The organism is Acinetobacter sp. XS-4, from assembly GCF_023920705.1.
Taxonomy (GTDB): domain Bacteria; phylum Pseudomonadota; class Gammaproteobacteria; order Pseudomonadales; family Moraxellaceae; genus Acinetobacter.
In genome coordinates, this window is the sequence record NZ_CP094657.1 from 1,524,175 (window position 1) to 1,545,870 (window position 21,696).

Below are 21,696 nucleotides of genomic sequence, written 5' to 3' on the forward strand. Positions count from 1 at the left end.
GTTTTTCAACACAATGCAAATTCAGAATCAGGTACAGCTTAAGCCATTCAATACATTAAGTTTAGATGTAACAGCTTCACATTACACAAAAGTCAGTAATATTCAGGATATTGAAGAAGCTTTGGATTTTGCTGAACAGAATCAGCTAAATGTACTTGTATTATCGGGCGGTAGTAACATGTTGTTGCCGCAGCAGATCAATGCTTTAGTGATCCATCTTGATATTCAAGGAATTGAAGTTTTATCAAATGATCATGATTTCGTTCGGGTTAAAGTGGGTGCGGGCCAAGTCTGGCACGATTTTGTTTTATATAGCACTCAGCAAAATTGGTTTGGTTTGCAGAATCTAGCGCTTATTCCTGGGTTAGTGGGTGCTTCACCCGTTCAAAATATTGGTGCTTATGGAGTAGAAGTGGGTGAGTTTATTGAGTCGGTACAAGTATATGATCGTAAATTAAAACAAACTCAGACAATTTTAGCGGCTGACTGCCATTTCGCCTATCGTCATAGTATTTTTAAAGATGACCCAAACCGTTACATTATTACGCATGTCACTTTTAAATTACTTAAACAACCACATTTAAAGCTTAACTATGGCGATTTGAAGCAAGCAGTTGGAGACAATCAGACTGCTGAGAACTTACAAAATCAAGTGATCCATATTCGTCAAAGTAAACTCCCTGATCCAAAAGAGTATCCAAATGTAGGTAGTTTCTTTAAAAATCCGATTGTTACTCCTCAAGAATTTGAACGTTTAATCACACAATTCTCAACAATTCCACATTATCCCCAAGCTAGTGGAAACGTTAAAATTGCAGCAGGATGGTTAATCGATCAGGCGGGTTGGAAAGGGAAGCAACTCGATATGGTGGGGATGTTTCATAAACAGGCATTAGTTTTGGTGAATTATGCCAATGCATCTCTTACTGATGTAAAGAAAACTTATCAGGCTGTACAACATGATGTTGATCAGCGTTTCCATATTATGTTAGAACCAGAGCCTGTGCTTTATAACAGTTTAGGTTTAATTGAAAATCATACGGAATAGTTTTATGCCAAAAGTACACTTAATGGTACGTTTAGTACAAGTAGTCACCGTGCTATTTGTACTATTAGGCTGTTTCGTGGTTTTTTTATATTCGCCGTTCTATTCAAAATTAATTGTAGCTGGGCTTAATTATTTTGTACCTGTTGATGTGAATCAAGTTGCCGCTGAAAGCCAGAGACAGGCTGCATTAAGTGAACATGATAATTTAGAGCCGGGTTCAAATCTATGGATTGCTCGTCAAGCCTATTTAAAGCTGACTGAAAAAGCATTACGTGAAAAAAAGACAACAGATCTGACCTATCTTCAAGAAAACTATAAGGCTTTGCAGCAAATTATTATTTTAGAAGAAAAGGAACAAGATTCAGAGGCAGCCGCTTCTGTAACGGTTCCTTTAGTAGTGAAAAACTCAGAAATTGATGCTGCTGATGAAGCAAGTAGCCCTATTGATGAAGCACTGTTTATTAATAGTTCAGAAAATAAGGCTCTTACAGAGCAATATACCGAGTTTTTAGCAAGAAAACCTGTTGTTCCAGAACATCAAAAAGCTGTTAGCGAACCTGAACAAAAGATCGAATATGTTCGTAAAAATCCTTTACCAGCTCCAGCTAAAAAGTTATCACAACCTTATGCAATTGTTGTTTTAGGCGGTGGTTTGACTCTTGATAAAAATGGAAAAGATATTGTCGTTAATGGCTATACACGATTGAGACTAGAAAAAACCTTAGAAGTTGAAAAACAAAATCAGCTTCCTATTGTACTGAGCGGGGTTGAAGCACCTTATATGCAAGCTTGGTTAAAAGAGCGCGGTGTAGATGCAAAGCTACTAGAAAAACGTAGTATGAATACTTGTGAAAATACACGTTTTAGCTCTCTATTGCTTCAGAAAAAGGGTGGAGCACCGACGGTCATGTTGGTTACAGATGAATACCATATGCCGCGTACTCGTCGATTATTTGCTTTGAATGGTATTGAAACCATTCCTGTTGTGGCTCCAATGCCAACACCACTGACACGCTGGCAACCAAGTGTGCAAAATTACGATCATAGCCGTCGTGCAAATTATGAATTACTTGCGACAATTCGCGACATGTTGTTTGGTTCAAGTGATTGTCGAGAGGTACCTTAATGTCAGATATCCCGTTTCTCAATCCTGCCGTATTAAAACAATTAGATTTGCCGGTTCCTAACCGTGATCTTACGCCACAGGTTCTAAGTCCACTTAATTTAAATACATTAGAAGAACCCTCTCGAGATTTATTGGCTTACCGTAAGTTGTATGGTTTGCATTTACTTGAATGTGATCATTGGCAGGGCTATGTTCAAATGCCTTTGTTCCGATTACATGTGCAAGTTTTCAAGCCTAAAGTAGAAAAAATACAAGGTACCGTCTGCTTATTACATGGCTATCTTGAGCATAGTGGTATTTATCAGCCCATTATTCGTGAAATTCTTGAACAAGGTTTTAGTGTCATTACCTATGACTTACCAGGGCATGGTTTAAGCAATGGCTCACCAGCAAGTATTCAAAATTTTGATCACTATCAACAAGTTTTGATGGCTGTTTATCAATATGTAAAACATGCAGATCAGTTACCAAAACCTTGGGTAGGAATTGGACAAAGTACGGGTGGTGCAATTTGGATGCATCACTTATTAGAATATGCTGAAAAACGCCAAGATCCGATTGTAGATAGAGTTTTACTACTTTCTCCTTTGATTCGTCCTGCAAAAACAGCATGGTGGCATAACCCAGTTGGATTGGGCATTATTCGCCGTATTAAGCGCCAAGTACCAAGACACTTTAGACGTAATAATCATAATCCTGAATTTTTACGTTTTATTCGTTTAAAAGATCCATTGCAGCCCCGAATGATGGGAATGGACTGGATTTTGGCAATGTCTAAATGGATGCAAGAAATGGAAGAGCGGCCTGCTTGTCGCATTCCCGTCTGGCTTGCACAAGGTGCTCTCGATCAGACAGTTGATTGGCGGTACAACATTGAGTTTATTCGTCGCAAATTTAGGCTGCAAACGCTATTAATGCTAGAAGAAGGGTCTCATCAATTAATTAATGAGCGTGCAGATATACGTGCAGCTTTAACAGGGTTGATTCCAGCATTTTTACATGCGAAGCCAAAACATTTTTATTATTAAAAAATAATGCATCTATCCAAAAAATTGGATAGATGCATGACTTCATCTTTGTACTTTATTTCGAATTTTGATAAAGCTGCATAAAGTTTTTATAAACCGAAGACTGCTTTTGTGGACTATACATATTGCGTTCGATTGTGCCTTTATCCGTTTTTATCAACACATTCACATTTTGAGCATTTTTAAACTCTTGCAAGAATTTGCTTGGAATAACAAAGAACGTTGTAGAATGTTTAGGAACTAATCGGCTCACATTGGTTTTTTCAGTTGATTGAGCAGGTTGATAATTAAATCGTTTCCCATCAATATCAAATGTTAACTCGTTAATATCATAAAAGTTATAACTACTACTTAAATGAACGTCTACACGAAGCTGATCTTTTTGATTCTCGTTCCATTTCACGAGTAAGCTAGGACATAGTTCAGTTGGTGAGCAGTTTAGCTGACCCGCTGTCTTTACCTCTTTAGGAGCTGTTGTACTAACCTGTGTAGTACTACAAGCTGCTGTAAGTAGACATGAACCTAATAAGAGTAGAGATTTCTTCATCATATAAATTCCAAGAGAGTATGCTTAATATTATTTATGTTAAGTGCAGTAAATTTTGACATAAATTAACGCATAGATGGGCTTAAAAATACAAATGGTTTTGCAATTTTAAAAGAAGAAGTGGCATCACCTGCATAGATATGGCTTTGATCAGGGCCTAAATCTAGTCTACGCGTTTTACCATCTTTAAAATTAATCTTTTTCAAATCAACCCAAAATACATTTGGTGATAGTGCTGACTCGAAAAAGTAAAGCATCTGTTTATGATCGGCCACAGTTCGCCAGCGAGTTGAAGATATATTCGGTTCTTCTTGCGTATTGAGTCCATAGGGAACAGACGCATTTCGAATGACACTAAATACAGAGGCTTGAGCCTGTTTACTATCATCATTTTTAGGAATTGCATTAATGTAAAAAGATGCACGTGCAAAGCGATCAGATGCTCGGTTTGTACCGGGGAGCATGATTGTTTCACCAATTTGTTTCCAATATTCGGCAAGTGCGAGTTGCTTATCGAAAGTAGGCGAGTTAGTCATGACTTGATAGCTGCGGCTATGATGAATCACTTGTTTCCCGTCAATATATTCAATAATTGCGCTATCACCTGTTTTGTCAGAAATAGATAAATGCAGAGTAGTGAGCCTCGATTCGCCAGGGACATTATCGGTAACAATCGTATAAGGTTCTTTTTCTAATGCTTTGACGGCTTCATCGACAGTTGCGAAATTATCGAGTACATATTGAGCCCATGCCGCAATACTGAGTAAAGGCTTATCCGTTTTTTTCACATCTGGATATTGAGACTCCACTAACCATAAAATATTAGCAACCAAGCCAGCTTCATTCATTCCATCTGTTGTTGAAACTTCATAGCCTGTGGCAATTACGCTTCCATATTTCGACGTCCATTTTATTGAGTTGGAGCCTGCACTACCATCACGACTAACCCCGTTTGGCATAATCCATAAATTTGTACCCGTATCAACTTTCCAGTCCATTGAGCGAGCAGTAATAATATGTTGGTTATTGCCTAAATATACGGCACGTGTACAAGCAACAGCATAGCTACTTAAACCTACAGCTAGTGCGACAAAAGAAGAGATGAATGTTTTTTTCAACATGATGAGATACCTTCTTGTTATAAGCATTAAAAAATTTTTATTAAATAAAATTAAAATGTGTACGTTATTTATACTTTTATATTAGGTGAAAAATCTATTAAAGACAAATTAAAAGGGGAATGAAATTTAAGAAAAAAATCACATATTCGTTTTAAATATAGAAGAGCATCACACGATAAATGTAATGCTCAACATATCAATTTAATATAAATTAAAAGTGATTAGGATCCGCCATATTCCACATTCGATAATAAAAATTATCATCGTCATTATTAAGTTCAGACTGTAAAAGTTCGCCTTCTTTTAAGAAAAAATGCAATTGAGCATAGTTCTTAATTTCACGGTCATTTACTCGCTGAGCCAAATGGTGAGCTTTAATATCTGAAGGGTGACGTAAACCAGCCGCAGCAATCATTTCTGATAATGCATGCAATGTATTTTTATGAAAATTAAATACGCGTTCTGATTTAGTTGGTACATCAATTGCTTTTTGACGGTCTTTATCTTGGGTTGCAACACCTACAGGGCACTGGTTAGTGTGACAGCTTTGTGCCTGAATACATCCAACAGCAAACATGAAGCCACGTGCTGAATTAACCCAATCTGCACCGAGCGCAAAAGTACTGGCAATATCGAAGGCACTAATGATTTTACCACTCGCACCAATCTTAACTTGATCTCTTAGTCCTGCACCAACAAGGGTGTTATGAACAAAACGTAAACCCTCACGTAATGGAGTACCAATATTGTCGCTAAACTCAATTGGTGCTGCACCTGTACCACCTTCAGAGCCATCAACGACAATAAAGTCAGGAACAATTTTTGTTTCTAGCATTGCTTTAACAATACTCATGAACTGCCAAGGTTGACCAATACAAAGTTTAAAACCAACTGGTTTACCACCAGATAATGTGCGCAATTTTTGTAAGAAATGCATCATTTCAATAGGGGTCGAAAAACTAGAATGCTTTGCCGGAGAAATACAGTCATGATCGCGAGAAACACCACGGATTTGCGCAATTTCTGCGGTAATTTTATGTTTAGGTAAAATACCACCATGGCCTGGTTTTGCACCTTGCGAAAGCTTCAGCTCAATCATCTTGATCTGTGGCAATTGAGATTGCTTGGCAAACTTCTGTTCGTCAAATTTGCCATCTAAGGTACGGCAGCCAAAATAACCACTGGCAATTTGCCAAACAATATCACCACCATTTTCCAGATGATAAGGACTTAAACTACCTTCGCCAGTATCATGATAGAAACCACCTAACTGTGCACCTTTATTTAAGGCACGAATTGCATTGGCACTTAAACTACCAAAACTCATGGCAGAGATGTTCATAATTGATGCACTATACGGTTGAAGGCATTGTGCATTACCTACCTGAATACGAAAGCTCTTTGGATCTGCTGGTGGGCAAGGGCTTATTGAATGGACAATGAATCGATAATTTTCTTGATAAACGTCAATGATTGAACCAAATGGTTTATCTGCATTTTCATTTTTAGCACGTTGATAAACTAGACTTCTTTGCATACGCGAAAAAGGTAGGGCATCTTGATCCGCTTCAATAAAGTATTGGCGAATTTCTGGGCGTATATCTTCAAACAAAAAACGAAAATGCCCCATAATTGGGTAGTTTCTTAGAATTGAATGTTTATTCTGCAAAACATCGTAAAGGCCTAATAAACTTAGTGCACCTGTAAGCACCCATAACCCGTTAAGGAGAGTATCAGAAATAAAATAATAGATACTATGAGGGGTGTATACGGTTCGAAACCAGGTGATGCTCAGTGCAGTAAAAATACATAAGAACCAGAGAGAATGGCGCGAAAAAAATGTATTGAGAAATTTATGTCGAATGATTTGTGCTGGACTCGCCATATTGGAACAAATTCCTAATGTTTTACTGGTACATACCTTGCCAATAAGCAAGTGAAACTACAAGTATGGAATTGTTAGTTTTAAGAGAAAACAAAGAGCCATTCAAAGGTTCACTCAATTTAGAAATATTTTTAAAGGAAGTATTTAAATATATAAATACATTTTTAATGTGAAGGCTTTTGGAGTGAGATAAATTATGAAATATTTAATTATTATATTTTATTGAATGATTTTCTAAAACGTATGTAGATTAATTAAATTTAGATTTAGTTAATAATAAATTTTTCATTGGTATGATTTTTGATTTAATTGGTACTGTGCTATTTAATTGTTTTTTGCTAATATAAATAAATTGAAATAATATTTTTAATAGACATTACTACAACTATATAAGATTCTAAAAAATCATTTAAGGACTGAAATGAATTGGAAACTATTAATCTGCTCCGTTTTTCTCACAGAAGTTTTTTTCTTAACCTTAATGTTTTATCTAGGTTTTGATCTAGATACTTTCAAAAAAGTCGCTCTAGTACAAAGTATATTAGTTGCTGCAACTATAATATTTGACTCTATGGAAAGAAAGAATAATCCTATATTTCCTGGATCTATCGTTTATCCCTTACTCGGTATTTTATTTGTTTTTGGGTTTACGCCTATCCTAGATTTTTTTGCAGAAAGACCTAAAGGATTTCATAGTTGGGACATTAAAAATATTTTAGTCATTGGGTCGCAAAGTGCAGATTATCAATTCAGGGAGTTAGCTTGGTATGGTAAAGCCTATATACAGTTGAGTTTTGCTATGGTCGGTGGTTTTATTGGCTTGATTTTTCATTTAATTTTTAGAAATAGTTAAGCTAATACTACTTCTTCTCGTAGAGGAAAGTTGTGCTCAATTACTGAAATCCTAGAACTATCTCTAAGTTACTTAGATTTCTTATTCATAAAAAATTATTTTCTTATTCATTTAAAATATATAGAATAATCATTAGCTTACTTTTTGTTCATTATTTTTTTACCAAATATTAAAAAATAATAAAATACTCAAAGTGATGGTAAACTTTAACTAATGAAAATCTATAATTTTTTTAGTAAAACTAACAAAAGTTAGATAAAAGTATCGAAAATCGATATAAAAAGCGTGATAAACCATAAAAATTTTTATAATTGAGAAATTCATCAGAAGTTGAATTATTAATTGATATTTAAAATGAAACTTATGTTAGTGTTTTTGTTGTTTTTTTGTATTATGCGCCGTAAGTAGAGTAAAAAAATAATGCTTTGAAAAAACAATCAGAAAAGCTAGTGATTGTGATGGGGAAGGCTAGTTTTTACATCTATTAATTTTATTGGCGTAATGTAAAAAGGTTTTTAACCATGAAAAAGTCTCTCATTTTATCAGTAATTACTTTGGGTTTAATGTCTATCAATGCCGCAAATGCTGCAACAGCAACAGGCACTTTGACTGTTAAAGCAACAATTACAAATAGTTGTGTATTGAACACTTCAGCTACAGGTACAACAGCTAACGCAGTTTTAGACTTTGGTACTTTAAGCTCTCTTGCGAGCAACGTAGATGCAGACACCACAACGACAGGTGGTACTGCAATTAAAGTTTTATGTAACAACACTGTGCCATGGACTTTGGCTTTCGATGCCGGCAAAAATGCTCAAACGACTCAACGTCGTATGATTGGTGGCGCAACAAGCAACGAATTTATCCCTTATAACCTCTTCTCTGACACTAACCGTGCAACAGCAATTGGTATTGCAACAACTGCATATAGCGGTACTGGTACTGGCGCACCACAAACAGTTAACGTGTACGGTCGTATTCCTGCTGGCTCAACTTTGCCAAGTGCTGGTAGCTATGTTGACACTGTGACTGTAACAGTGACTTATTAATTTTTAATAAGTTTTATTGTGTTATTGCTAGCTCTTGATTCCAAGAGCTAGTCTAATTTGAGAAAGTAATTCTGGGCAAATCATGAGAAAAAATATCTTTGTTATTACAAGTTTATTGGTATTTTTGCCTAGTATACTGAATGCTGCATCAATTCGTCTTTCGCCTGTAAGTGTTGAAATCTTAAATGATCAAGCGGCATCCTCAATTAGCTTATATAACCAGTCAAATGAAAGCAGCGATTTGCAGGTGCGTGTATTTGAATGGCGCCAAAATGCTGGGCAAGATCAATTAATACCTACAGATGAGATCGCAGTTAGCCCACCATTTTTAAAATTACAACCTAATGATTCTTATAATTTACGTGTAGTTAGAATTAATCCAGCACCAGTTTCTGGTGAACAAACCTATCGCATAATTATTGATGAGCTACCAAAACCGATTGATAACCGTAAAGCGGATCAAGGGGTTAACGTACTACTACGTTCGTCATTGCCCCTATTTGTAGTCAATAAAGATGCAATTACTAAACTTACTTGGTCAATACAACAAGAGCAAAATAATTCCTCTCTTATAATTAATAATATTGGCAATCGACATGCACTTTTAAGTAATTTAACGCTTGTTGATACAACAGCAAATAAAAGTTATCCCATTAAAGTAAATACTGTGAATGGTTATATTCTTGCAGGCAAAGCAAGAAATTTTAATATTAGTCCTGATTTTAAATTTCAAGCGGATCATAAATATAATATTTCATTAAATATTAACGGTAAGCAAACATCTCTTTAAAGAGGCACCCATGAAATATCTCGTAAGTGCCTTATGTGTTATGTACTTGCCGGTTCATGCTTTTGCTGAATCATTGCAAGACAACACCAATGTTGCTTTACCAAGTATTCCGGAAGTTACAAATTCTTCTCATCAGGTATTCATTTCTGATAAGGCGTACACGCAGCTTTTCTTAAAGATTTCTATTAACTCGAATATTTCAACAGATTTGATTTCGGTTCGCCAAGATCAAGATAGAAAGCTATCTATTCGAGCTCGTGACTTAAAAGTTTTAAGAGTGAAAATGGATGAGCAGATTCCTGATAGCCAATGGGTGTGTATTGATGAGCTAAAAGGAATCCGGTTTAAATATTTAGAGAATGAGCAGGCTCTAAATTTACAAGTTCCGTCGAGCATGTTGACGGATTATTCAGTTGACTTAAATGGCCAGCAGATCACCAGCCCTCATTTACTCAAAATGAAGCCCTTAAACGCGGCTATTCTGAACTATAGTTTGTATAACACCATAACCAATGACGAGAATGTTTTCTCAGGTTCAGCAGAAGGAATCTTTAACAGCGCAATCGGTAATTTTTCTTCAGGTGTTTTATACAGCGGCAGTAATGAAACGAGTTATAGCCATGAAAAATGGGTGCGCTTGGAGAGTAAGTGGCAGTACGTAGACCCTGAAAAGATCAGGATATATACCTTAGGGGATTTCATCTCCAATAGTTCGGACTGGGGGAATAGTGTACGTCTGGCTGGTTTCCAGTGGTCAAGTGCTTATACTCAACGAGGTGATATTGTCACCTCAGCACTCCCACAATTTTCCGGCTCAGCTGCACTTCCTTCAACTTTAGATTTATACGTTAACCAGCAAAAGATTTATTCAGGACTGGTGCCTTCAGGTCCATTTGACATTAAACAGCTTCCGTTTATTTCAGGAAATGAAGTTACCCTTGTGACTACCGATGCAACAGGTCAACAGAGTGTGACCAAACAGGCTTACTATTTTTCATCAAAAATTCTGGCAAAAGGCATTAATGAATTTTCAGTAGATGTCGGGGTTCCACGCTATAACTATGGACTTTATTCAAACGATTACGATGATGCCACTTTTGCTTCGGGTGCGATTCGATACGGTTACAGCAACTCGCTGACCTTAAGTGGTGGTGCAGAGGCTTCAACAGATGGTTTATCGAACCTCGGCACTGGTTTTGCCAAGAATCTGTTTGGTTTTGGGGTGATTAATGCTGACATCGCAGCGAGCCAGTATAAAGATGAAAACGGTTATTCTGCTTTGCTTGGATTAGAAGGGCGTATTAGCAAAAATATTTCGTTTAATACCAGTTACCGCAAAGTATTTGATAATTACTTTGACCTTGCCCGTGTGTCTCAAATTCGCTATTTAAAAGATAATCAATCTGATGATGAATCCAAAAATTATTTAAGCTACAGTGCACTGGCAGATGAGATTTTTAGGGCAGGAATTAACTATAATTTTTATGCAGGCTATGGCGTTTATCTGGGCTATAACCAGATTAAATATAGCGACAACTCTTACAAGTTAGTGTCTGCCAATTTAAGTGGAAGTTTGAACAAGAACTGGGGCTTTTATACCTCGGCATATAAAGATTATGAAAACCAAAAAGACTATGGCATTTACTTTGCAATGCGCTATACACCATCTAGCCGAGTCAATGCGATTACGAGTGTGTCTAATGAAAGTGGTAAAACAACGTATAGACAAGAAATAAATGGATTTAGCGATCCACAAATCGGTGCATTTGGATGGGGGGGCTATGTTGAGCGTGATCAAGATGCGAATCAAAACAATGCATCGGCCTATGCTTCTTACCGTGCTCGGGCGGCTTATCTGACAGGTCGATACAACCGAATTGGGGATAACGATCAGATTGCACTTTCAGCGACAGGTTCATTGGTTGCGGCAGCAGGACGAGTGTTTGCGGCTAATGAAATTGGAGACGGCTATGCAGTTGTGACCAATGCTGGGCCACAAAGCCAAATTTTAAATGGTGGGGTAAATTTAGGAGCAACTGATGGAACTGGTCGATTCTTAATTGCAAATTTAAGACCCTATCAGCTTCATCATATCTATCTAGATCCATCATATTTACCTTTAGAGTGGGATGTTAAATCCACTAACCAAACAGCATTTGTAGGTTACCGCCAAGGGACTTTGATTGACTTCGGCGCTCATCAGGTCATTTCAGGATTAGTGAAACTTGTTGACTCGAGTAACTCTCCTTTATTACCAGGTTATACGGTTCGCATTAATGGGCAACAAAATGGGGTGGTTGGCTACGATGGTGAAGTATTTATTCCAAACCTGTTAAAACAAAACAAACTTGAAGTGGATCTTCTGGATCATGGCTCATGCCAAGTTAATTTTGTGTATGAAAATAAGCAATACAGTGCTAAAAAATTGGGGCCTTATGTATGTCGATAACTACTGTGAGTCATAGTTTTTGGATGAAGAGTAAAAAGTTTTCATTGGCCATAAAGTATATTTTAGCGATTGTTCTGTTTTTTATATTATATGCATTTTTTAGTTCAGCACATGCGGCTTGTACGGTAACTGGAACCACTAATAGTACGTATACCTACACGGCTGCTACCATTAATAGTGATGCAAACATAAACTTTTCTGGCACGATTAGCTGTCTTGGGGGGCGTACTACTCCTGAAATTTCAGCTTATATGTGTATGAAAACGGTATTTACGGGAACAACAAACACCAATAACAGTGTTTCATTACCTTATACAGTCACTGCAATTGTAGGTGGGGCAGGTTCTTCTACCACGAATCAATCCTCCAATGTTTGGTATGGTCCAGTGAGAACGGTCTCTTCAAATAATATTATTAGTTACTCAGTAAATGTAAAAGTCCCAGCTCGCACAGGATCTCTTATTGCCTATCCTAAAGGGACATATACGGGCACGGTTCAGCTTTTTTGGGACATGCAAGCAAGCTCTAGTACTGTCTGTGAAGGAAATAGTGGTGGAGGATGGGACTCAGGCAATGCCACTATCACTGCTAATTATGTTATGCCGAGTTTGTGCCAATTGGATTCAACATCAAATGTAGATTTTGGCAATATCAATGATATTGGTACGACGAGTCGTGATTATACCGCGCAAGGTGCCGTGAATACGACGTGCAACAATGGAACCTCATATAGCATTTATTTGGGCGATGGAAATAGCCGTATTGCTGGCGGCTTTAGACGTATGACAAATGGTAGTAGTCAATATATCCCTTATCAGCTATATCAGAACTCGACTTATACTACAGTATGGGACACTACTGGTGGTGTAACCACGGTTGGAGGTTCTGGAGGTGTTTCTAAAACAGGCTCTGGTAATGCCCAAAGTACAAATGTCTATGGAAAAATTCCGCAGGGTACAGCTATTTCAACGACACCTGGTAATTACTCAGATACGATAGTTGTTACAGTAACTTATTAATAATCTATTGGAAATTGATATTGAGTCTGTTTTTTATATTAGGTTGCTCATGTGAATAGTCTTGAGTTTGATATTTGATATTTAAGCCAAATTTGATTTGAAACATCTAGCTCTAAAGAGTACTAGCTATAAATTTGATTTTTAATTGTTCTAAATAGATGTAAAAAGGTGATCAACGGTAATGTTGTTTTAGAATAAGTAAAAATAGAAAAAGACAAATTAAAAAAATAAGAAAAAACATCTGATGAATAAATACCTTATGAATATTAAATGTATTTTTACACAAGTTAACAGATTGTACAAATTAAATTACAGTTGTCTTATCTTCATTTAATCTTTCTTATCAATAAAAAAAGCTTTTAGAGGCGACGCTGGTTATTCATAATTTAGTTATTTGTATTGGAAAACAAAGTGTTAAAATTGTGGGGTTGGGATGTTTTGAATATATAACTATCTCTAATTTTAACCTATTGAAAATACTAAGGTTTATAACTTGTTCCAACCACTTACAATCCAAACTAGACTCGGCGGATTCTACTTTTTTTACTATTCCATTGTTGGTACGTTCATGCCTTATTGGAATTTATATCTTCAAGATCAAGGGTTTAATTATCAGGAAATAGGTGTTTTATCATCAATTGCGATTGTAACTCGTTTTTTTGCGCCTTTAGTTTGGGGATGGATAGCTGACAAATCTGGTAAGAGAATGCTATTAGTGCGGTTGGCGACTTGGATGGAATCATGTATATGGTTAGCTATTTTTATAGTGCCAAATACGTTTCAATCCATAGCTTTACTCATGCTTATTTTTAGCTTCTTCCAAAATGCTATTTTAGCTCAATTTGAAGGGGTTACTTTATTTTGGTTGGGTGATCAAAAAGCTAAACTTTATGGCAAAATTCGTAAGTGGGGATCTGTTGGATTTATTGTCGGTGTTTTTGTTATTGGTGCACTTCTGGAAATAGTACCTATTTCAATGCTCCCAATTCTATTATTAATTATTGCTTCATTGGCATTTATTTGGTCTTTCACTATTCGAGAACCGGATGGTGCGCCAACTTCACAAAAGCATTTAGAGCCTTTACTTCCTGTACTTAAACGCCCGATAGTAGCTGCATTTTTTACAATTGAATTTATTTTACTTTTTTCACATGCGCCTTTTTATAGTTTTTATAGCAACTTTCTGAAATCTTTGAATTTTAGTACGACTGAAATTGGATTTTTATGGGCTGTAGGGATTTTTGCAGAAATTTTTATGTTTTCAATTGCGCCAAAGATCTTTCAACGGTTTTCATGGCGTAGTTTAGTAATTGTGTGCTTGCTAGTGACGAGCATACGTTGGATGCTTGTTGGACTATTTTCGCATTACTTTGTTGGCCAACTTTTTGCGCAGTGTTTGCATGCTTTTAGTTTTGGTTTATTTCACTTAATCGCGATGCGAGTTATTTTTCAAAATTTCTCTGCTGGACAACAAGGGCGTGGACAAGCTCTTTACAGTACCATGTGGGGGTTAGGTGTGGCTTCTGGTAGTGTTCTTGCTGGGCATTTCTGGAAAATTCTTTCTGGTGAGCTCATTTTTATGTGCGCCAGTATGGTTGTACTCATGGGTTTATGCTTTGTAATGTGGCTTCCTAAACAAGTTGATTCTTCAACGGCATAAGCATGAGATAATGTAAAACAAAGAATTTATATTGAAAAATGCAAGTAAATATAAAATTGTTTAATGACTTGTTGTAGCACGTTACAGTTGAAAAATATTGTTTTTATATGGTTATGGAGCAGTGATTTTGTCAAAAAATATGCTAACTTAACTTCATGCGTTTAATGATTAATAAATCTATGAAAAATATTTATATTATTGGATTATTGTGGGCTTGTTCTGGTTTAGCTGTGGCGGAAACGGCTACTCAACAGCCAGCTGAACAACCTGTTCGGACTGCAAGTAATCCTAATGCTATACGTATTGTTACGCGTCCTGAAATTATGGGATTATGGGGAATGGAAATTCCAAATAATAAGAAATGTGTGGAATATTATAACTTCCGTAGTAGTAATGATGTTGTGATCAAAAGTGGTCAAGAATGGTCATATGGCTTATATGAATATCAACCATCCGATGATCCTAAAGAGCAGTTAGCTGCTTTAGTGATGCAAATTAAATTTGATAATAATAAAGTGGATTGTTCAGGTCAGAAACAAGATCAAACAGGTGATGTTTCTCAGTATTTTGTACAGTGGAAAAATGATCATACTATCAACTTCTGTTCCACTGCTAAGGGTGAGAAGTGTTTTGCGACTTTACGTAGAGTCCTACCATAAAGTAATAGATCTAAAAAAAGCCTCTTACTTATAAGAGGCTTTTTTTATTATGCAGTTTCAGCTTTCTTCTTTTCTTCCAATTGCTTTAACAAGTGCTTTTCAAGGTAATGGATGTCCATTGCTTGAGAACAGAAGCTCTTATCTTGCAAAATGAGATCTTTATGAAGAGGAATGTTGGTTTTAATTCCTGTAAGGATCATTTCATCTAACGCTTGACGCATACGTGCAAGTGATGTTTCACGGTCTTTACCATGAGAAATCAGTTTAGCAATCATAGAGTCATAGTAGGGTGGAATGCTATATTCTGGATAGATATGAGAATCTAAACGAATACCAGCACCGCCTGGCGCATAGAAACTTTCAATTTTACCTGGTGAAGGTAAGAAAGTTGTTGGATCTTCAGCATTGATACGACATTCGATTGCATGACCATTAACTTTGATGTCTTCTTGTTGAAGCTCTAGTCCTAGGCCGCCTGCGATACGTAGTTGTTGTTCAATAATGTCAACACCAGTAACCATTTCAGTAACAGGGTGCTCTACCTGAACACGAGTGTTCATTTCGATAAAGAAGAATTCACCGTCTTCAAATAAAAACTCAAACGTACCAGCACCACGATATTGCATTAACTGACATGCGTGAACACATGCTTCTAGAATATCAGCTCGAGCTTGTTCTGGTAGATTTGGTGCAGGCGCTTCTTCTAGCACTTTTTGGTGACGACGTTGTAATGAACAGTCACGGTCATATAAATGAATCGCATGACCATTACCATCACCAAGAATTTGAACTTCGACATGGCGAGGTTTCTGTAAAAAACGCTCCATGTAAACCGTATCATCGCCAAACCACATTTCTGCATCGCGCTGCGCTGCTTGAACTGATTCAAGTAGTGTATCTACACGCTCAACAATACGCATACCGCGTCCACCGCCACCAGATGCCGCTTTAACAATAAGCGGGAAACCGATTTCTTTAGCTTCTGCCAAGGCATTGTGGATGGTTACAGCATGGTCGCAACCAGGTACCGTAGGTACACCAGCTTTTTTCATGGCAACAATCGCAGAAACTTTATTCCCCATAAGGCGAATATGCTCTGGACGAGGGCCAATAAAAGTAAAACCTGAACTTTCTACAATTTCAGCAAATTCAGCATTTTCTGAAAGAAAGCCATAGCCGGGATGAATAGCATCGGCACCGGTAATTTCTGCAGCAGTAATAATTGCCGGGATATTTAAATAGCTATCACTACTTGCACCGGGACCAATACATACTGCTTCATCAACAAAACGTAAATGCATCAAGTCCTTATCGGCATCTGAATAGATACCAACAGTCTTGATTCCTAATGTTTTGCAAGCCCGGGTAATTCGTAAAGCGATTTCACCACGGTTTGCAATTAAAACTTTTTGCAACATAGACGTCCCCGAGGTAATTACGCGCGATAACGGAATAAAGGTTGACCGAATTGGATTACATCGCCATTTTTCACTAAAATTTCTTCAACCACGCCACTTTGAGTTGCTTCAATTGGGTTCATGATTTTCATTGCTTCAATAATACCCAAAGTTTCACCAGCAGATACAGTTTGACCTACTTTAACAAATGGTGCTTCGCCTGGGCTTGGAGCAGCGTAGAACACGCCAACCATTGGAGAAGTTTCAACTGCTCCACGTGGTGTTTTTGCAACTGGTGCTACTGCAACAGGAGCTGCCGGAAGTGCTACACCAGCCGCAGCAACGACTGGGCTACGGCGAGTTAAAGCGATTGATTGATCACCTTCTTTAACTTCAATCGCTTGCAAGTCAGACTCAATCATTAAATCGATGAGTTTCTTAATTTTGCGGATATCCATGGGCGACTATTCCTAAACTAGTTTGGGTTAGATGGTTGAATTTTTTCAATAGCGTAATCGAGTGCAAAGCTATAGCCTTTTGCACCGAGACCACAAATCACGCCAATTGCTTTATCGGATAAATATGAGTGATGTCTGAATGCTTCTCTTGCATGGACATTCGACAAATGTACTTCAATAAATGGAATGGCAACGCCAAGTAGGGCATCGCGTAGAGCAACGGAAGTATGGGTGAGGGCCGCAGGGTTAATAATAATAAGTTTTACGCCTTCGGTTTGTGCCTGATGAATACGGTCAACAATGGCACCTTCCCAATTGCTTTGAAAAGTATCTAATGTAATTGAAGCGTTTTGAGCTTGGGTAACGAGTTGTTGGTTAATATCACCTAAGGTAAGATGACCATATACTTCTGGTTCGCGTTTTCCCAGCAAATTCAAATTCGGTCCATGAATCACCAAAATGGTCGAACTCATTCAGATTGCTCCAGCTCTAAAGTTGCAAATACTCTTTGCAAGATGTCTGCAAAGTTTGCTTATTATGGCATATGTTTCTACAATTTTTTTATAATTTGTTTTAATTGTCGCAGAAATGGTACACCAAATTCGGCTTATATATTGTAAATTTTGCGATGATTTAGCAATGTTAAAAAATGACAAAATTTCAAGTAATTTAATGAAGCTTATTTTAAACTGAATTGACAAAAACAGTTCATGTATTTTGTGTAACGGCTGTAGAATTTTCTCCAATTACGAGCAACTCATTCCATCTGGTTAGATAGTTTTTTGAACGGTGACATTGTTTCATATGCCAAGATGGACTACTCGAATGATAGCCCACTTGTAAATAGTGACTACCGAATCGATTGCGAACTGTACTTAGCGTTTTCATGAGTTGTTGTCTTTGCTGAATTAACTCAAGAGGTTGCCATAAATCATCAATGTGATGTTGACGGGCATGCAAACCACAAAATAAAACTCCAATTTTAATGTATCTTTTATTTTCTTTATATAAAACATCAATTTGTTGCATTGCTGCTTTAGTTAATATGCATAGGTCATCTGTTGCATACATTAAGCCAATCGCTTGAGATGATGCTTTTTTATAAGGTGGTTTGTCTGTTTTCTCATAAAGCATAACTTGAATACAAGCACACAGCTGTTCTTGTTTCATTAAACGTCGATGAGCGCGATTGAGATGAAAGATGAGCGCTTGTTTAATAATCTCAATGCTGGATAAAGCTTGAGCGAAACTTCGTGATGCTAAAATTCGTTTTGTTAATATGGCAGGATCATCAAGTTGGATGCAGGATTGGCCTTTTAGCTCACGAATAGTGCGTGCCATAACCACAGAGAAAGCTTTTGCGAGATGGTGTTCATTGGCAAAAGTTAAGTCTAAGCATGAATAAATTTCATAGCTTCGTAATTGTTTGACCAATTGATAGCCAATTCCCCATACTTCTTTAACGGAAGTTTGTTGCATGAGGTCTTCAAGCAGTAGGGGATCTAAAGTGGTGAAATTACAAATTCTATTGAAGCTTTTAATTTTTTTAGCATAGTGGTTGGCTAACTTGGCTTGAGTTTTTGAATATCCGATGCCAATACAACAAGGTAAGCTTAACCATTCCTCTAGGGTGTCTACCACTTTAGCGCAATAAGAATGAATATCTAGAGATTGAAGATAAGGGGTCAGACGGATAAAGCATTCATCAATAGAATAAGCTTCTAAATCATCAGGTGAGAAGAATTCACCTAAAACCGAAAAAAAGCGACGAGACATTTCGGCATATAAAGTGTAGTTACTTGAATAGACATGTACGCCTGCTTGGAGAGCATCTTCTTCAATTTGGTACCATGGAATTGCCATCTTTATACCCAAATTTTTTGCTTCTTCACTGCGTGATACAACACATCCATCATTATTAGAAAGTACGACAACTGGCACGCCAATAAGTTGGGGGTTAAATAGTCGCTCACAACTGACATAACAGTTATTAATGTCTACAAGCGCGTAAATTTCGCGGTGTGAGATTTCCATTATGATTTGCCCCATTAGAAATATTGGTAAAACTACATATTAGTGTTGGCTTTCATTAACACTCTAATGAGGAGTATTGGCTAGAAAGCAGTGTATTTTGAATACGTAACAAAATCAAGTTAACAAAAATTCTGTAAGAAAGCTAGGGGAGTTCCGACAGCCTGCTTTTAGCCAATAAAGAAAAGAAGATAAAGCTTTAATATTTTTTAATAAAAAAGGAGATCGCGTTGATCTCCTTTTTTGTGACATATTTTATGTCGGTTTTGATTACCACTTATGACTATAAGTCACTTTAAGTGTTGCACCATTTGCGACTAAGTGGCTGGTGTTATCACTCGTTCTTAATAATTGACTATAGAGAGGATAGTACTTGCGGTTAAACATATTCTCTAAACCAATCGTTACAGTGTCTTTTTTGTTAAGTGCAAAGCTACTAATTAAATCTGCTGTTGTATATGATTTTACATCGTAGCGGCCAAAACCATTTACACCATTTAAGCGGTAATCTTCTGAGCCGAAGTAAGTTGCTTGTAGGCGGTTGGTCCAAGTTTCTGTTGGGCTATAAGAAACGTAAGCTGTGAGTTTTAATGGTGGAATACGGAAACCTGTCATGTCTTGTTCAGAACCGTTTTGAGGTTTTTCACGACCTTTCATCCACGTAACACTACCGCCAGTTCCCCAAACATTTGCATCGTCAAGATAATCAAGAGTTGCTTCTACACCAGTTACTTTCTCTTTGGTTCTAGCCAGTACTAAACCATTGTTAAAAGATTGCACAGCACCAAGGTCAGAAGTTGAGTGGAATACAGCTAAGCTTGATGAGAAGTTATTGAAGTTTCCTTTCCAGCCGAGTTCATAGTTATCAACTTTTACTGGCTCTAAGAATGATGACCCAAGGTTAAAACCTTCACCAGCATTACGGATAATCAAACCGACATCAGGTAACTGGAAACCTTGGTTAAACGATGCGTAAATCGAGTTTTGATCATTTGGAGAGAAAGTCACATTAGCATTGTATAACCATGCATCAGCTTTCACTTTTCCGCCCGGAACAGTGTAAGGGTTAGTTTTGCCTAATTGTGATAATGGAACAAAGCTATCAATTTGAGCATAACTGTCTTCATAGCGTGTCCCAGCTTCTGCTGACCATTGATCATTAAAGCGGTGTTTTAACTGTACAAAGCCACCAACACTTTGTGTGGTGAGTTCGGGTAAATAAATGAGCTTGCCAGTTTTTACAAATTCTAGACCACCTGATTGATCATAAATTTGTGGGTCAAAAATATCTAAAGGCATTTCGCTTTTTTCACGGCTGAAGTCGCCACCCCAAACCAATGAGGTATCGCCTAAAAACTCAAGCGGTGTGGTCACAGTTAAGCGGCTACCGAGTACGTTATTTTCTTGATAAATCTGGTCAACTTGTTTGCCGCGGTTCGCATTTCCACGGGCATCAAATGGTGAAAAACGGGTAAAGAAGTCGCGGTAATAAATTTGAGCATCAACCTTATTACCTAATAAGTCTTTATTGGTATAGGTTAAATTGTATATCTGGTTTTCATTTTTATTTTGGTCTTTGAGCTTTAAACCTTTAATGGCTTTCGCTGGTACAGTTCCTGCAGGAGCTTTTTTAACACTTGGGTCAGATGCATAATCTGAGTCTTGCTCGGCATTATAGTAGTTTGCAGCAAATTGTAGATATTGATTGTCATCAATATGGTAACCCAGTTTACCGCCTACGCTGTAACCATCAGAATCATAAAGGTCGCCCTGACTTGGTTCGGGTGCAACACGGTCACCACTTGCATCGTATGGGCTACCAATACGTTGATAACCAAAGTCGAATGCATAATCAAAGGCATTAAAGCTGCCTGTGAAATATTGATGAATATCTCCACCCAAAGCATCAGAACGGAAATTCGTTAAAGGCGTTTGTAGTCCAATGACGGTTTTTGCAGTAGGTTCACCACCCGCAGCTTTTGTGGTAATTGAAATAATACCCCCCGCAGCGCCACCGCCATAAATTGCGTTACTGCCGCGAATCACTTCAATGTTCGCAATACTTTCAGGGTCAATTGCTGAAAGTCCACGTGATGTATCGCGTGTAAGGTTCATCGGCACGCCATCGACCAAGATGAGGGCATTACGACCACGTAAGGTTTGACCATAATCGGTAATGGTTCGGCTTGAGTCCGAAAGTCCCGGTACAGCTTTTGCTAAAACAGTTGCAATACTTCCAGATGAACCATTTCTTAAAAGTTCAATTTGTTTTTCATCTAACTTGGTGACTTGCTTAGCAGAGGTAGAGAGTTCATCTGCACGTGAAGCAGTGATTGTAATTGTAGGGAGTGCTTCAGGTTTCTTTTCTGTGTCTGTGGCTTCAGTAGGTGAAGCAGCAAATGCCGAGTTTGAAAGAATAATGGCCCCACCAAGTGAAAGAAGTGGAATGATATTTTTAACTTCAGACTTCCTCGTAAAAAGCTTATTACTTTTTATCTTATTTCCCATTTTCTCGCCCTGAGAGTGATTTTAAATTGACCGAATTATAAATGAGAATCATTGTAATTAACAATACT

18 protein-coding genes are annotated in these 21,696 nt (G+C 37.4%); 10 read left to right on the forward strand and 8 right to left on the reverse strand.

From position 1 onward, the window contains the following. Positions 1-13 precede the first annotated feature (13 nt). The 3 genes from murB to MMY79_RS07155 are packed head-to-tail and all read left to right on the forward strand — an operon-like array spanning position 14 to position 3,202. Entirely contained in the window at positions 14-1,048 is a 1,035-nt protein-coding gene (gene murB / locus MMY79_RS07145; RefSeq protein ID WP_252612700.1) for a UDP-N-acetylmuramate dehydrogenase, read from the forward strand. 4 nt (positions 1,049-1,052) lie between these two features. Next, positions 1,053-2,174 carry a YdcF family protein gene (locus tag MMY79_RS07150; RefSeq protein WP_252612701.1) on the forward strand — a complete coding sequence of 374 codons (1,122 nt, stop codon included), beginning with the start codon at positions 1,053-1,055 and terminating at the stop codon, positions 2,172-2,174. Further along, the gene (locus tag MMY79_RS07155; protein WP_004791742.1) at positions 2,174-3,202 is read left to right on the forward strand and encodes an alpha/beta hydrolase; all 1,029 of its coding nucleotides are present in this window, start codon (positions 2,174-2,176) and stop codon (positions 3,200-3,202) included. The genes MMY79_RS07150 and MMY79_RS07155 overlap by 1 nt, the downstream gene beginning before the upstream one ends. Before the next feature lie 55 nt (positions 3,203-3,257). Here the strand turns inward: MMY79_RS07155 and MMY79_RS07160 are convergent, their stop codons facing one another. The 3 genes from MMY79_RS07160 to MMY79_RS07170 all read right to left on the reverse strand — a co-directional run bounded on the left by MMY79_RS07160 (position 3,258) and on the right by MMY79_RS07170 (position 6,755). Next, positions 3,258-3,752 (reverse strand): hypothetical protein, encoded by a 495-nt coding sequence (locus MMY79_RS07160; protein ID WP_252612702.1) that lies wholly within the window; start codon positions 3,750-3,752, stop codon positions 3,258-3,260. A gap of 62 nt (positions 3,753-3,814) precedes the next feature. Then, positions 3,815-4,870 (reverse strand): linear amide C-N hydrolase, encoded by a 1,056-nt coding sequence (locus MMY79_RS07165; RefSeq protein ID WP_252612703.1) that lies wholly within the window; start codon positions 4,868-4,870, stop codon positions 3,815-3,817. 211 nt (positions 4,871-5,081) lie between these two features. Next, complete coding sequence (locus MMY79_RS07170) at positions 5,082-6,755, reverse strand: FMN-binding glutamate synthase family protein (protein WP_252612704.1); 1,674 nt, start codon at positions 6,753-6,755, stop codon at positions 5,082-5,084. Between the two features lie 421 nt (positions 6,756-7,176). Here MMY79_RS07170 and MMY79_RS07175 point away from each other — a divergent pair, with 421 nt between their 5' ends. The 7 genes from MMY79_RS07175 (at position 7,177) to MMY79_RS07205 (ending at position 15,234) form a co-directional block, all read left to right on the forward strand. Further along, positions 7,177-7,608, forward strand: a complete 432-nt coding sequence (locus MMY79_RS07175) for a hypothetical protein (RefSeq protein WP_252612705.1) — start codon at positions 7,177-7,179, stop codon at positions 7,606-7,608. 521 nt (positions 7,609-8,129) lie between these two features. Beyond that, the gene (locus MMY79_RS07180) at positions 8,130-8,657 is read left to right on the forward strand and encodes a spore coat U domain-containing protein (RefSeq protein ID WP_049836917.1); all 528 of its coding nucleotides are present in this window, start codon (positions 8,130-8,132) and stop codon (positions 8,655-8,657) included. Between the two features lie 82 nt (positions 8,658-8,739). Continuing rightward, positions 8,740-9,447 carry a fimbria/pilus periplasmic chaperone gene (locus tag MMY79_RS07185; protein ID WP_252612706.1) on the forward strand — a complete coding sequence of 236 codons (708 nt, stop codon included), beginning with the start codon at positions 8,740-8,742 and terminating at the stop codon, positions 9,445-9,447. Positions 9,448-9,487: 40 nt separating this feature from the next. Next, positions 9,488-11,896 carry a fimbria/pilus outer membrane usher protein gene (locus MMY79_RS07190; protein WP_252613463.1) on the forward strand — a complete coding sequence of 803 codons (2,409 nt, stop codon included), beginning with the start codon at positions 9,488-9,490 and terminating at the stop codon, positions 11,894-11,896. Further along, positions 11,887-12,915 (forward strand): spore coat U domain-containing protein, encoded by a 1,029-nt coding sequence (locus MMY79_RS07195; RefSeq protein ID WP_252612707.1) that lies wholly within the window; start codon positions 11,887-11,889, stop codon positions 12,913-12,915. The genes MMY79_RS07190 and MMY79_RS07195 overlap by 10 nt, the downstream gene beginning before the upstream one ends. Positions 12,916-13,408: 493 nt before the next feature. Beyond that, a complete protein-coding gene (locus MMY79_RS07200; protein ID WP_252612708.1) occupies positions 13,409-14,575 on the forward strand; it encodes an MFS transporter in 1,167 nt (388 codons plus the stop codon). 155 nt (positions 14,576-14,730) lie between these two features. Continuing rightward, positions 14,731-15,234, forward strand: coding sequence for a hypothetical protein (locus tag MMY79_RS07205; protein WP_034678047.1), 504 nt, complete (start codon positions 14,731-14,733; stop codon positions 15,232-15,234). Between the two features lie 47 nt (positions 15,235-15,281). Here MMY79_RS07205 and accC read toward each other — a convergent pair whose 3' ends face one another. The 5 genes from accC to MMY79_RS07230 form a co-directional block, all read right to left on the reverse strand. Beyond that, the gene (accC, locus tag MMY79_RS07210; protein WP_252612709.1) at positions 15,282-16,652 is read right to left on the reverse strand and encodes an acetyl-CoA carboxylase biotin carboxylase subunit; all 1,371 of its coding nucleotides are present in this window, start codon (positions 16,650-16,652) and stop codon (positions 15,282-15,284) included. 17 nt (positions 16,653-16,669) lie between these two features. After that, complete coding sequence (gene accB, locus MMY79_RS07215) at positions 16,670-17,089, reverse strand: acetyl-CoA carboxylase biotin carboxyl carrier protein (protein WP_252612710.1); 420 nt, start codon at positions 17,087-17,089, stop codon at positions 16,670-16,672. Positions 17,090-17,106: 17 nt separating this feature from the next. Next, positions 17,107-17,562 (reverse strand): type II 3-dehydroquinate dehydratase, encoded by a 456-nt coding sequence (gene aroQ, locus MMY79_RS07220; protein ID WP_252612711.1) that lies wholly within the window; start codon positions 17,560-17,562, stop codon positions 17,107-17,109. Between the two features lie 235 nt (positions 17,563-17,797). Next, positions 17,798-19,123, reverse strand: a complete 1,326-nt coding sequence (locus tag MMY79_RS07225) for a Y-family DNA polymerase (protein ID WP_252612712.1) — start codon at positions 19,121-19,123, stop codon at positions 17,798-17,800. A gap of 267 nt (positions 19,124-19,390) precedes the next feature. Further along, the gene (locus tag MMY79_RS07230) at positions 19,391-21,628 is read right to left on the reverse strand and encodes a TonB-dependent receptor (RefSeq protein ID WP_252612713.1); all 2,238 of its coding nucleotides are present in this window, start codon (positions 21,626-21,628) and stop codon (positions 19,391-19,393) included. Positions 21,629-21,696: the final 68 nt, after the last annotated feature.

Excerpts from the sequence above, each read along its gene's own strand:
- murB (WP_252612700.1), top strand. The coding sequence starts at position 14 with ATGCAAATTCAGAATCAGGTACAGCTTAAGCCATTCAATACATTAAGT.
- MMY79_RS07150 (WP_252612701.1), top strand. The coding sequence starts at position 1,053 with ATGCCAAAAGTACACTTAATGGTACGTTTAGTACAAGTAGTCACCGTG.
- MMY79_RS07155 (WP_004791742.1), top strand. The coding sequence starts at position 2,174 with ATGTCAGATATCCCGTTTCTCAATCCTGCCGTATTAAAACAATTAGAT.
- MMY79_RS07160 (WP_252612702.1), bottom strand. The coding sequence starts at position 3,752 with ATGATGAAGAAATCTCTACTCTTATTAGGTTCATGTCTACTTACAGCA.
- MMY79_RS07165 (WP_252612703.1), bottom strand. The coding sequence starts at position 4,870 with ATGTTGAAAAAAACATTCATCTCTTCTTTTGTCGCACTAGCTGTAGGT.
- MMY79_RS07170 (WP_252612704.1), bottom strand. The coding sequence starts at position 6,755 with ATGGCGAGTCCAGCACAAATCATTCGACATAAATTTCTCAATACATTT.
- MMY79_RS07175 (WP_252612705.1), top strand. The coding sequence starts at position 7,177 with ATGAATTGGAAACTATTAATCTGCTCCGTTTTTCTCACAGAAGTTTTT.
- MMY79_RS07180 (WP_049836917.1), top strand. The coding sequence starts at position 8,130 with ATGAAAAAGTCTCTCATTTTATCAGTAATTACTTTGGGTTTAATGTCT.
- MMY79_RS07185 (WP_252612706.1), top strand. The coding sequence starts at position 8,740 with ATGAGAAAAAATATCTTTGTTATTACAAGTTTATTGGTATTTTTGCCT.
- MMY79_RS07190 (WP_252613463.1), top strand. The coding sequence starts at position 9,488 with ATGTACTTGCCGGTTCATGCTTTTGCTGAATCATTGCAAGACAACACC.
- MMY79_RS07195 (WP_252612707.1), top strand. The coding sequence starts at position 11,887 with ATGTCGATAACTACTGTGAGTCATAGTTTTTGGATGAAGAGTAAAAAG.
- MMY79_RS07205 (WP_034678047.1), top strand. The coding sequence starts at position 14,731 with ATGCGTTTAATGATTAATAAATCTATGAAAAATATTTATATTATTGGA.
- accC (WP_252612709.1), bottom strand. The coding sequence starts at position 16,652 with ATGTTGCAAAAAGTTTTAATTGCAAACCGTGGTGAAATCGCTTTACGA.
- accB (WP_252612710.1), bottom strand. The coding sequence starts at position 17,089 with ATGGATATCCGCAAAATTAAGAAACTCATCGATTTAATGATTGAGTCT.
- aroQ (WP_252612711.1), bottom strand. The coding sequence starts at position 17,562 with ATGAGTTCGACCATTTTGGTGATTCATGGACCGAATTTGAATTTGCTG.
- MMY79_RS07225 (WP_252612712.1), bottom strand. The coding sequence starts at position 19,123 with ATGGAAATCTCACACCGCGAAATTTACGCGCTTGTAGACATTAATAAC.
- MMY79_RS07230 (WP_252612713.1), bottom strand. The coding sequence starts at position 21,628 with ATGGGAAATAAGATAAAAAGTAATAAGCTTTTTACGAGGAAGTCTGAA.